This window comes from Paenibacillus tyrphae, assembly GCF_024158745.1.
Lineage (GTDB): Bacteria > Bacillota > Bacilli > Paenibacillales > NBRC-103111 > Paenibacillus_G > Paenibacillus_G tyrfis_A.
In genome coordinates this window covers 1-12,850 of the sequence record NZ_JAMZAW010000027.1, presented here as the reverse complement: position 1 = coordinate 12,850, position 12,850 = coordinate 1, and the positions used below count along the sequence as shown (strand labels likewise).

Sequence of the window (12,850 nt, the reverse complement as noted above, 5' to 3'; positions counted from 1 at the left end):
CCTTGTCATGCTTCTTCTGCCAATGCAATTTCTTCCACAAACTCGCTTCCTACTTCCTGAACCAGCAAGTCCACAACGCGTTCGGACAGCAAAGCGATCGTGGGAGCGGTGAACAGTTCAACCAAACGCACTTCAATCATAAAGGCCGCGCGAACCCGGCCCACAAATTGCGTCGCGAGCAGCGAATTGCCTCCAAGCTCAAAAAAATTATCATGCACGCCGACCTGCCCGATTCCCAAAACCTCGCAAGCCATATCGACCAGCATCGTTTCGATCGGATTGCGCGGTTCCACATACGCGGTTTCGATAGCGGGCCGCTCGGTATCCGGCGCAGGAAGGGCCCTGCGGTCGAGCTTCCCGTTCGCGGTAAGCGGCAGCCGGTCCAGGATGACGAAAGCCGACGGCACCATATGAGCCGGGAGTCTCTCCGATGCATAGGAGCGCAGCTGCGGCGCAAGCTTTCTTGCCAGCGTGCCGAGGGAAGGGTCGTTCGCATACGAGGTCAGCGGTTTATCCTCCAACGTCGGTTCGGGAAGAATTGCCCTTCCGCTCTTGCCATCCGTCCCCTTGCGGCACAAGGCCGCTTGAAACGTAGGAAGGCCGTCTGCTGCTCCGCTCCAACCAACGTGAACGGAATAAGGCAGCTCCTTCTCCCAAGCCCAAAGCAGCCCGGGATCGACAGCTTCTTCCGCCCGGAAAAGGTCGTGAGACGCTATTTCCGCTTTAGTCCGCTTCTCCGCTCCTCGCTTCACCTGTTCCCAAATGGCCAACTCGCCGGTCAGTCTCCGGTTCGGTATCCCCTTAACGATCACACGTTCGGGTTTCTCCCGTTCCAGCATGCTCCGAAGCGAAGCGAGGGAAAGGCCGTCTTTCCGCCAATCGAGTACAAGCGGTTCGGGTGCGATCGGCTCTGCAGGACCGGGCTCGGACGCATCCGCAATATGCAGCAGCACATCGTAACGGTAACGCGTCAATTCGTTCTCGTAGCGTCCGCGCTTCAGACGAACCTCCACTTGTCCGATTTGCGGTATCCGGCGCTTGAGCGCATAAAACAGTTCCGGTGCGGCAAGCAGCTCGTTTTCTTCCCGAACGGCACGCTGGGCGGCAGCCTGAATGCGGGATAGCTCCGTTTCTTCCGACGCCCGGAAAAATTGCACCGAGGTATGAAAAGCCTCCAGCAGAGCGGCATTCCTGATATCGCCGATAAACACGGTTCCGCCCGGTTTCACCCGCCTTACGGCTTGCTCCAGCATATGGATAAAATACGAGATACTCGGCAAGTACTGCATCATGGAGTTGATGACAACCGCATCATAGAAGCGGTCTTCCAATCCGGACAAGTCGTCTGCCGGCCGATGGAGCAATTCTATCTTCGCCTCCTCCAACCCTGTAGCTGCCAATTGGCTCCGCACATAGTTCAAGGCTACGTCGGATAGGTCCAAGGCCGTATAGCGCGAACAATCCGGAGCAAGCCGGAACAAAAGCATCCCGGTTCCGCAGCCGATTTCCAGTATCTCTCTGGCATTCAACTGGGCAATTTGCTCTACGGTATGTTCGACCCAATCGTGCATTTCGTGATCGGGGATCGGCTGACCGGTATAACTGCTGCTCCAACCCGTTATATTCAAGGTAGGGTCACCCCGGTGTTCGCCTTGGCTATAGGTCGTGTCGAACACAGCTTGCCACTGGGATACCTGTTCTTGACCCGCCACGCTATCGGGCAAGTCGGCTTCGACCCGTTCGGGCTTCGCGACGACATACGCCACCAGCCTGCGGTCCTCCTCGGTCGGCTCCCACACCTGCAGCACGCAATCCTGAACTGCCGTATGCCGCCTCAGCACGGCTTCAATCTCGCCGGGTTCGATCCGGAAACCGCGAATTTTGACCTGTTCGTCTGCCCGCCCGATATATTCAAGCAAGCCTCCCGGCAGCATGCGTCCCCAATCGCCCGACCGGTACAACCGTTCTCCCTCGCCAAGACGGAACGGATTCGGAACGAACCGGGAGGCCGTCAGCACCGGACGATTCAGATAGCCTTGGGCTAAACCCGCACCGCCGATGCAGATTTCCCCGACGGCGCCGGGCGGCACTGGCCGCAGACCGGCATCAAGAATGTAAAGCTGCAGATCGAGGATCGGCACTCCGACCGAAGCGGGTTGCAGCATCGCCTCTTCGATGGAACGGATTGGGGAATACGTCACATGCACCGTCGTCTCCGTAATGCCGTACATATTGACCAATTGCGGAGCGTCCAATCCATATCTTTCAACCCAAGGCGCAAGCAGCGCGGGATCGAGCGCCTCGCCGCCGAAAATCACATACCGCAGCGAAAGAGGAACGGGATCGGAACACTGACCGTCCGCATAGATCAGCAGACGGAAGGCCGAAGGCGTCTGGTTCAACACCGTCACCTTCTGGTCGCGCAGCAGGTTCAGGAACAATTCGGGAGAGCGGCTGACGGAATAAGGAACGACAACCAGCTTTCCGCCGTGGAGCAGCGCTCCCCACAGCTCCCATACGGAGAAATCGAAGGCATACGAATGAAACAAGGTCCATACGTCCTTCTCTCCAAAGCGATACCAATCCGCCGTTGCCTGAAACAACCGGACCACGTTAAAATGCGTAATCAGCGCTCCCTTGGGCTTTCCGGTAGAACCCGAGGTATAGAGGACATAAGCGGTATCCTGCGGCCGCACCTCGATGTCCAGAGGCTTTCCGTCCTCGTGCCGGGGTTCCGGCCCGGCATCGATATAGAGAACCTGCACTCCCTCCAACCGGCGCACGCACTCCTGCGTCGCCTCCTGCGCAATCACAACCGCAGCGGAAGAATCGCCGAGAATAAAGTTGAGTTGCTCTTCCGGATATACCGGATCTAAAGCGATATATCCCGCCCCTGCCTTCAAAACGCCGAGAATGGCAATGACCATCTCAAGCGAGCGTTCGGTGCAAATGCCGACCAATGCTCCTTGTCCGACGCCCCGAGCGGCAAGTCTGCGTGCCGTGTCATTGGCCCTTGCTTCCAACTGCCCGTAAGTCAACTGCCGGTCTCCGCAAACGACAGCCACGTTGTCCGGACGACATTGCGCCTGTTTCTCGAAGAGATGATGCAAGCAAGCTTGCGGCGCAAACTCGACGCGCCCCCGGACCGACTCCGCTAGAAGCTCTCGCTCTTCGGCTTCCGTAAGGAGCGGCAAATCCTTCACCGTACACGCGGGATCATCGACCAGCCCACGCAGCAATGTTCCGAAGCTTTGAATCAATCGTTCGATGGTCGCAGCGTCGAACAGCTCCGTATCGAACTCGCATTCGATCAACAGCCCCTTGGGGGTCTCCAGCAGATCGAAAATCAAATCCAACTCCGACGTTCCGTTGTCGATTTGTGCCACCGGAGCGATGAAGCCGGCCTCCAGCGAGGACCCGATTTTTAACGAAGACGCCCGGCCGGAGAAGGTATGCATAACGACCGCAATGTCATATAACGGATTGCGGTTGCCGTGACGGTCCGGATTGACCGCTTCGACGATTTTTTCAAAAGGGCACTCGCTATGAGCAAAAGCGTTCATCACCGTGCTTTCGACCGTATGAATGAACGAGAGCGCGCTCTCATCGGCTTGAACCTTCGTGCGCAAAGGCAAATGATTCGTAAAATCGCCCATCATCTGCTCAAGCTCCTCCGTCGTCCTGCCGGAAACGGTAGTGCCGATAATCAGGTCCTCGCGACCGGTCCAGCGGTACAGCAGAGCTTTCATGGCCGCCACCAGCGTCACGAAAGGAGTGACGTTCTGATTGCGGCTCAGCGTATTCACCGCTTCCATCAATTCCGTCGGCAAGTAAGCGTGTATCCGCCGGCCCAAGTGCTTTGTAAAGGCTTGTCTCTGCCGGTCGGCCGGGAAGCAGGGATGGAACGACGCCCCTTCCAATTGCTCCTTCCAATAGTTTAGCTGCGGGGCTAGATAAGAGTCAGTCAATCGCGTCCGCTGCCACTCGGCGTAATCGATATATTGAATGCGCTGCCCGGAAAGCGGAGACTCTTTCCCTTTCTCGAAAGCGGCGTACAATAAATCCAGCTCGCGCATAAAAACACCGACCAAGGACCAGCCGTCCGCCACAATATGGTGGAACAGGAGAAGCAAGATGTGATCCTCGTCGTCAAGCTTAATAAGACGGGTCCGCATAAGCGGATCGCAGCTCAAGTCCAGCGGCCGGCTGGCCTCCTCCAAGGCAATGCGGCTCGCTTCAAGCTCCCTGGCCTCCGGGGCGAGATGGCGGAGATCGACGACCGGCAGCGGCCTGGGATCGGAGACAAGCACCCGCTGACGCGGTTCCCCTTCGATCGCATCGATACGTATCCGAAGAATCTCGTGTCGGTTCAGAAGCTCCTGAAGGCTTCGATGCAAAACGTCCTGCTTCAGAGGTCCATGCAAGCGCACACCGGTGGGCAAATTGTAGGCTGGCGTTGACGGGTCCATCTGCTGAAGCAGCCAAAGCTGGCGCTGCGGGATGGACAGCGCATACGATTCTTCTCCCCTGGGGAGCTGCAAAATCGGCGCCTGCTCCCCTGACGAACCCGCGTTCTCCGATGGATCGAGTACCCGCAGACAAACGGCAGCGATACTTGCCAAGGTCGCCTCCCCCATTAAAGAAATCATCGGCACAGTCACCCGAAGATCCCTCTGCAACCGGTTCCGCAGGTGTATGGCCATCAGCGAGTCGAAGCCCAGCGTCGCCACGGCTTGCTCGGCTTCCAGGGACGATTCGGAAAGCATAAGCATGGAAGCCAGCTGCTTCCGAAGATAGGCGGTCACGGCCTCCGTCCGATCCGGTCCCTCCCTCAAGATTCGTCCGAGCTCATCGGTGCCCTCTTGCAAAGCATGGTCATGGCGACTTTTATCCGTCATTGGCGAATGGTCTGAAATTCCCGTCGTATCCAGCCGTGCTTCCGGTCCCGTCTTCATTTCTCCTACATACCTGTTCCTTGCCTGAAAGGCCGTCACCGACGGACTCCAATACCGCTCTTGGTCAAACGCATAGGTCGGAATCGCTATCCTTCTTCCCGTCTCGTGCGATCCTTGCGCTCTCTCGGCGGTCCAGTTCAAGGAAATTCCGTAACAATACAGCTCTCCCATTGTCTCCAAAAGGGTTCTTCTATCATCTTTCCCTTTCCCCAAGGAGGGAAGACAAACGGCATGAGGTAAAGACTGGGACGCTAAATACGTAAGCGTTGCTGTCGGACCGATTTCGACGAACACTTCGCAGCCCAGCTCGCCGAGAGCTTGGACACCCGCCGCAAACCGTACCGGCTGCCGAAGATGGTCGCGCCAATACCCGGCATCCGGCTTTTCCCCGGTCGGCCAAGCGGTTCCGATCAAATTCCGGATCAGCGGAAGCTGAGGCGCTCCATAGGCGTACCTTGCCGCAGCAGCCTCGAACGGCTCCAGCACGGCATCCATGTTCGCCGAATGAAATGCGTGCGACACCCGCAACAAGCGGCAGTCCACTCCCTCGGCGTTCAGGCTCTCGCACAGCTGGTTGAGGGCTTCCGGATCGCCGGCCACCACCGTATTTGCAGAACCGTTAACGGCTGCAACCGATAGCCGGTCCGAATACAGCTCCAGCAGAGCCTCAACCTGCGGTAATGCCAACATCACGGCTGCCATACGGCCGGGTTCCGTGAGCGACTGCATCAGTTGCCCACGTTCGGCAACCAACCGCAAGCCGTCCAGCCAGTCCAGCACTCCGGCGGCACAGGCAGCGGAAAATTCCCCCACACTATGGCCGCACACAGCCGCAGGCCCGATTCCCCAGGCGCGATAAAGCTCTGTCAGGGCGTATTGGAATGCAAAGAGAAACGGTTGGACATAAGAAGTGTCTAGCATCCAATTGTCCGCACCCTCCTCCTGAAGAATCGCCGCCTTAAGCGAGCGTTCTTTAAACGCGGGAAATGTTTGAAGCGTTCTGTCGCAAACATCCATCGTCTGTCGGAATACCGGCTCCGTCTCATATAATTGTCGCCCCATACCAGGGTATGCTTCCCCCTGCCCGGCATAAAGGAACGCAAGCTTGGGACTTTTTAAAGTCCGAGTCCGTATCAAGGCGGACGGTCCATCCGTTCCTTGACCGATGAGCCGCAGCTGCCCCGACATTTCCTCCGGGGTTGCCCCCACTGTGGCGGTACGGTACGGCAGTTGAGCTCGCGCCGTATTCGCCGTGCAGCAGAAATCGGCAAGCGAGACGGAAGGCTTTTCTGCCAAGAACTTCCCGTAACGTTCGGCCAAAGCCCGCAGCGCCCGCTCGCTGCCTGCCGATAAAGTCAGCAGTCGCAGCGGGGAAACGGAAGGCTCCGCGACAGGCTTCTCCGCAACCGGCGGCGCTTCTTCCAAAATCATATGCACATTGGTTCCGCTAAAGCCGAACGAGCTGACCCCTGCGATCCTTCGAGCGGAAGGTCCGGTCGGCCAGGGTGTGCTTTGCGCAGGGATGGCAATGGGAAGCGAGCTCCAATCGATGTAAGGGTTAGGCTGATGAAAATGAAGATGCTTGGGTATGCACCGGTTTTGCAGTGAGAGGACCGTTTTCACCAAACCGGCAATACCGGCCGCTGCTTCCAAATGACCTATATTCGTCTTCACGGAGCCGACCAGAAGAGCATGATCCGGGCCGCGTCCTTCGCCGAGCGCTTCCGCAAGCGCATGGATTTCTATCGGGTCGCCGAGCACGGTTCCTGTCCCATGCGCTTCTACGTACTGGACCTCCTGCGGCTTCACGCCTGCATTGCCGATCGCCTCGCGGATCACCGCAGTCTGGGAAGCTTTGTTCGGCGCGGTGAGTCCATTCGTGCGTCCGTCCTGATTGGCAGCCGACCCGCGAATGACCGCGAGAATAGGGTCTTTCGCCGCTTGAGCGTCGGATAACCGCTTGAGTACTACAACGGCGCAGCCTTCCCCGCGAACATATCCGTCGGCCGTACCGTCGAAGGTGTGGCATCGTCCGGTTGGCGACAGCATTCTTGCCTTGGAAAGACCGATGTTCACCTCTGGCGACAGCGTAAGGTTTACACCGCCTGCCAGAGCCATCTCGCATTCCCCGTTACGTATGCTTTGACAAGCCAGATGCACGGCCATAAGCGAAGATGAGCAGGCCGTATCTACCGCCATTGCAGGCCCTTGCAGCCCCAGGCAGTAAGAGAGCCGTCCGGCTGCCGTACTGAGCGCTCCGCCGGATGCAGTATAGGGACCGAGCCGCTCAATATCCATCCACTGTATACGTTGATAATCGCTATGGCTAAGGCCCATAAATACTCCTGCGGGCCGACCTGCCAGCCGGTCGGGAGCATAGCCGCTGCGTTCCAGCGCCTCCCAGCTCAATTCCAGCAGCAGCCGCTGCTGCGGGTCCAACTCCATCGCTTCGGGACGTGAGATATTGAACAGCTTGGCGTCGAAGGCATCGATATCGGCAAGGAAGCCGCCATGCTTGCTGTACGTTTTTCCCGGCGCATCGGGCTCCGCGTCATAGTAGTCTTCCACCCGCCATCGCTCTGGGGGCACCTCGGTAATGCAATCCCCCCCGCTCTCCAGTACTTTCCAGAAAGCTTCAGGATCGGACGCTCCCGGAAAACGGCATGCGAGTCCGATAATCGCAATGGGCTCAGCGTTATTGCTTCGTTGGATGCGGGACCTCCCCATATCTGTCCCGGCGTCTGTCAGATGCCTTGCCAAGGCGCGGATGTTCGGCTGCTCGAACAGCAAGGTTGGCGGCAGTCTGCGTCCGACATGCAGCTCAATCTCCCCGGTCAGAAGGATGGCTTCCTTCGAACCTAGCCCCAGAGACGAGAAAGGCGTTAGAGGATCAATCTCCGCAGGAGGCAGTCCCAGACGGGAAGCTACCTGTTTACGGACCCAATGCTCCAATGCCTCTTCTTTCCAAGAGCTCGCCAACCGCTGCCCCGCCGGGCCGTCAACAAGAATCCGCGAAGCCTCTTGTTCGGGAGCGGCAACGGCCTTCCAGCTTCCGATCACATCCAACTGGCCGCTTTCATAAGCTTGTTTGCTTGCGCTTCGTTGGATTTTTCCGCTGCTCGTTTTGGGAATGCTGCCGGGACGGATCAGCGTCAAGCATTCCAGCGAAATGCCGTGAACGTCCGAGATCGCCTGACGAATTTCATGAGCGATCGCTTCCATGTCGAGCTTGGCCTTGCGCGCCGCAAGCTTCACCTCGTAGACAAGACCGACCCCCTCCGTTCCACGAGTCCTCACGGCAAACGCCGCCCCGGCGCCGTTGCGCAGAATCAGACAGCTTCTTTCCGCCGTAAGCTCAATGTCCTGCGGATAATGATTTTGTCCGTCAACAATGATCAAATCTTTCCGGCGGCCGGCAAAATACAAATCTTCGTTTCGCAGAAACCCCAGGTCGCCCGTGCGCAGGAAAGGTCCTTCTTTCGTATCGCTGGTATAGGCCCGGAATGCCGTTTCCGTCTCTTCCGGCCGGTTCCAGTAGCCTGCGCAAACGGACCCGCCGGCTACCCATATTTCGCCAACCTGATTGTCAGCGCATACTTGCAGCGTTTCCGGGTCTACGATAAGAACTCTCATATCCCATCCCGCTTTTCCGCAGGAAGGAAAGGCCGTGCCGAGTTCTCCGTCGGTGCAATCCACGATTCTGTTCAAGGCTAGCTCGGCGGGGGCTCCCATGATATAAGTAGGCCCATGACGCAAAGCCGACGAGACTTGAAGCGTGGTCTCGGCCATGCCGTAGCCGGGCGACAACGACTGCCGGCGAAACCCGCATGCAGCGAACATGGAAGCAAATTCCTCCAATGTTTCTTGACGGACCGGCTCCGCCGAAACCCCCACCGCTTCCCAACTGCTCAAATCCAGCTGGGAGATTTGCTCCGGAGTCACCTTTCGTATGCATAAATCCAACGCGAAGTTCGGTCCCCCGCCGTGGGTTACTTTCCAGCGTGTGATTGCCTCCAGCCAGCGAACCGGCTGCTGTACGAAAGAGACCGGGTCCATTAACAACCCGCGATGTCCGTTGTATACGGGCAGCATGATCCCTTCGATCAAGCCCCAATCGTGAAAAGGCGGCAGCCAAATCAGCGAAACGGAGTCCGCCCGATACCTCAAGGATTCCACCATCAGACGGCATTGCGCCAACAAATTCCCGTGCGTAACCATTACCCCTTTGGGCAATGATGTGGACCCTGACGTGTATTGAAGGTAAGCCACCGCCCCAGGAGCCGTATCGTATGAAGTATACGCCGCTGCTTGATCCGAAGAAATCCGATCGACGGCAAGCCAACGCATCGACGATAGCTCGGGCAGCTGCTCTTTACAGCTCTCGAGCTGATCCAGCAACCCGGATTGCGTCAGGGCAATAACGGGCTCCGCGTCTTGAATCATCGAACTGATCCGCTGGCTTCCCCCGCGGGACTCCCGGTTGCGAAGGCGGGGAGGATAAGCGGGAACAGCGATGACACCGGCATACAAGCAACCAAACAATGCCGTTATATAGTCGATTCCCGGATAAAACAAAAGAATCGCCCGCTGGCCGGGCGCAACCTCGGATTGCAGAGCGCTTGCTATCGCTCTCGCCCGAAGATCAAGCTGAGCGTAAGTAAGCGAATCGCCGGGCAGCTCTCCGTCCTGCAGGAACGTATGAATCGCTTGATCCGGCATGTCGGCGACACGTCGGCGAAGAATGTCCAGAAACGAAGATTCCTTGAGCACTGTCGTCACCTCGAAGATAAGTATCCTAAAGAATAAGGGACCGCCACCGCTGAATACATTCACCGGTGGCAGCATCGGGTTAAATCGCTAAATTGAAGTCGAAGCGTTTCGTAATTCGGCTCTTCCATACCTTCATTGCCGATGAATAATCGTTCAAAATACGGATGCCTTCCTCCGGACCGAAATACTCGATAACAATTTCGGGGGTATGCATCCACAAGTCCATGTCACCGAGCGACTCCATTGGAATGGTCAACGACAACACGTCATCCCCGCCTACGAAGGTCCGGTAAAACGTCATCCGATGCCCCAGGCCTTTGGCATGATTATGGTGAGCCACCAAAATTTTGGTGATATTTTCTTCAAATTGCGATGTTTTACTCGGAATAATATAGAAATCCAAGTGATATAAAAATTGTTCCATGAGTGAACAGCTCCTTTATAAGGGATCAAATTGGTCTGGCTTTTTCGAAAATGAGCTACTCGACGAATTCGCAGCCGGAATTGTCGCAGCTGGGCACGAAAGTCATCAAATACGATTTGTAGTCCTCTACACCCGACAAGAGCGAGTCGCGAATCGTCTTGGCTTCTTCACTCCCGAATACGTTCAAGATGTCTCCCAGTCCCTGCCAATGATCCATTTCACCGAATGTTCTCATCGGTACAAACAGGTGGACCTTACGGGAGTCCGTCCCCGCCTCGGCATAGGCAACCCATTTTAACCCTTGTCCGTGCTGATTGTGGGCTTGGATCGCCTTCGATACCAGCTCTTGATATTCGCCCGTGCCGGATTTTTCGTTCAGTTGGACGACGGCGTAATAAATATATTCCATCGGCGTTTCTTCTTTCTGGGAAGACGGATTGCTGGCCGACGGCAAATATTTCAGAAGCTTGCGCTCGTCCGAAATTAACGTAGAGCGGAACGCCTCGATCGTCTGCTTGCCTTCCTCTTCCCCTAACGCTTCACACAAAATTTGCTCGTCGGAAAGAGCTTTTTCACGCTCGTCGGCTTCATTCATCGGATACATAAGCCATACGACGCCTGCGCCGATCCAGCTTCCATAGCAGGAATAGATGCTCCCCTTTTGGTGACCCTTGTGAGCATTGGCGATTTTCACCAGACAATCGTGGAATAGAATACCCGGCCCCACTTCATGATCCAGGTTGATTTGATACAGATAAGGGGAAGGCTCTGTCCCATTAGGAGACATATAAGGGAACCCCCATTTTAACTCTAAACTTGGAATAATTTGCGCCATGACCATGACTCCTCTCATTGGTTTCGTAAATCGATGGATTAGGTAAACCGGTTATGTAAAATCAAGGTGTACGGATGGAAGGGGCTTTTGATGAAAAGCCGATCATGCAATCTATTCAACTTCAACGCTCCGTTTGCGGGAAAAGCCGACTGGCTTCAAAAGGTTTATCAGGCTTGGAGCGTATAAATAATTGGTAGCATATTCGGTTGAAGCAAGGCCTTACGGCCCAGATCGAATTGCGGATGAAAGAACGCGGAAAGTACAGACTCGGCGCTCCGACAGCTTAGATGTTATTTTGGAAGCGCTTCCGTTCTTGGGTTTGCATGGACCTCAGTCCGATGTCCTGCCACCTTTTTTGACAATCCGTACAAGCTTCTCTGCGAAATCAGCTTCTTTCGTTTATATCGGACCGGTCTCCCAAAGCGCCTTCGCCAAAGCTTTTTAGTCGCATATTGACTAGCAGTAGTCATTTTTAGAGAATATCATACATCAATGGTAATTTATTGAATAGAGGCTTATTTTGTCGGATTTTATAACTGATTTTCGCTAGCTTGGGATTCCATGTGGGAATCAAGCTTAAGTCCTTTTTCGGTTTCCGTTTTACTTGCAGTATTTACTTTTCTTCACTTCAAATCCATCTTACCCCATCAACCCAAAAAAACGAATCAACCGAAAGGTGGATGGGCAAGGTTGATTTTTTTAGACAATCACCTGTCGAATGTTGTAGATTGACTCATCCTTCGACAGATATTAAACGCCGCTTTTGTTGAGCGATGGCATCGTTTTATGTTCGTTCTTCGATCATGTGATCAAAACAAAACGACCCGTAAGATAGTCCACTTTTGTCTAAGTGTCTAACTTACGGGTCACAGCTCATCGGCTCCATTAAAGGACTGGCTCATTGACTGAATAGGACCTCAGAAGGTCATTGACCAAATTTCCAAACTGTCTTATATCTTTTAAATAATCATATTCGCCGGTATTGGCTAACTGGTTATACATTCGTACGACGACTGCATCATACTCCAGAATAACTAAGCATGCGCATCCCGTTATCCCAAGTATTTGATAAGAACTACTTGGCAAACATTCACCTATTTGATTCAACGGAGTATCGCTTTGAAGCCACCAAATATAACCGTTTCGAGGCAAATGGAGCGGAACCGTCCCGGGGGTGGCCAGCGAAGTTACTCGTTCAAACACACTTGGAGGCAGCAGCTGTTTTCCGTTCAACCGGCCCTTTTTAAGGTGAATATATCCCCACATTGCCAAGTCTCTTGCACTAACGAACAAATTGCTTTGGTCTCCTGCATCACTGTTGTTAGGACCGACCCAAGGATCTTTATCTTTATAATAGTTGTAAATGAGTTCTTCATGAAACTCCGTTCTCCATCCGGTTTCGTTCAGCTTATAAATTTCAAACACATTTTCTCGCATAAAAGTACTTAAGGATTTCCTGGATAAGTTCGAGACCAACTCAAACAACATGGTAATGCCCAGGTTTCTGTAGGCCCAATTTTCCCCTGGCTGAAACTCTCTTGATAATTCTTCCGCTTGCTTATTTAAACCGTGAGTATGAGTGAGCAGGTGGCGTAATGTAATTCCATTCGCTACTCCCTTATATTCGTCTAAATAATCTCCAATTTCTTCGTCGATACTTTTAATTAAACCTTGCTCAACTAATAAACTTATAGCCAAGCCAAGATACGTTTTACGAATAGAGCCCACGTTGAATTGACTTTCTGGGGTCACCGGCCGTGCATTCTCGGAAGAATCATGTTTTCATACCACTCATTTACAATCGTGTCGTTTTTAATAATATAGATGGCTGCAGCCGTGGCATTGATAGCTAATTGTATGTTATAT

4 protein-coding genes are annotated in these 12,850 nt (G+C 54.5%); all 4 read right to left on the bottom strand.

Annotation, left to right across the window (positions count from 1 at the left end):
- Positions 1–5 precede the first annotated feature (5 nt).
- The 4 genes from NI000_RS30085 to NI000_RS30070 all read right to left on the bottom strand — a co-directional run bounded on the left by NI000_RS30085 (position 6) and on the right by NI000_RS30070 (position 12,736).
- Complete coding sequence (locus tag NI000_RS30085) at positions 6–9,725, bottom strand: amino acid adenylation domain-containing protein (protein ID WP_375541018.1); 9,720 nt, start codon at positions 9,723–9,725, stop codon at positions 6–8.
- Positions 9,726–9,804: 79 nt separating this feature from the next.
- On the bottom strand, positions 9,805–10,149 hold the full coding sequence (locus NI000_RS30080; RefSeq protein WP_253415049.1) for a hypothetical protein: 345 nt from the start codon (positions 10,147–10,149) through the stop codon (positions 9,805–9,807).
- A 55-nt stretch (positions 10,150–10,204) separates the two neighbouring features.
- Complete coding sequence (locus NI000_RS30075) at positions 10,205–10,936, bottom strand: hypothetical protein (RefSeq protein WP_253415048.1); 732 nt, start codon at positions 10,934–10,936, stop codon at positions 10,205–10,207.
- 933 nt (positions 10,937–11,869) lie between these two features.
- Positions 11,870–12,736 carry a serine hydrolase domain-containing protein gene (locus NI000_RS30070; protein WP_253415047.1) on the bottom strand — a complete coding sequence of 289 codons (867 nt, stop codon included), beginning with the start codon at positions 12,734–12,736 and terminating at the stop codon, positions 11,870–11,872.
- Between the last annotated feature and the right edge of the window lie 114 nt (positions 12,737–12,850).

Excerpts from the sequence above, each read along its gene's own strand:
- NI000_RS30080 (WP_253415049.1), bottom strand. The coding sequence starts at position 10,149 with ATGGAACAATTTTTATATCACTTGGATTTCTATATTATTCCGAGTAAA.
- NI000_RS30075 (WP_253415048.1), bottom strand. The coding sequence starts at position 10,936 with ATGTCTCCTAATGGGACAGAGCCTTCCCCTTATCTGTATCAAATCAAC.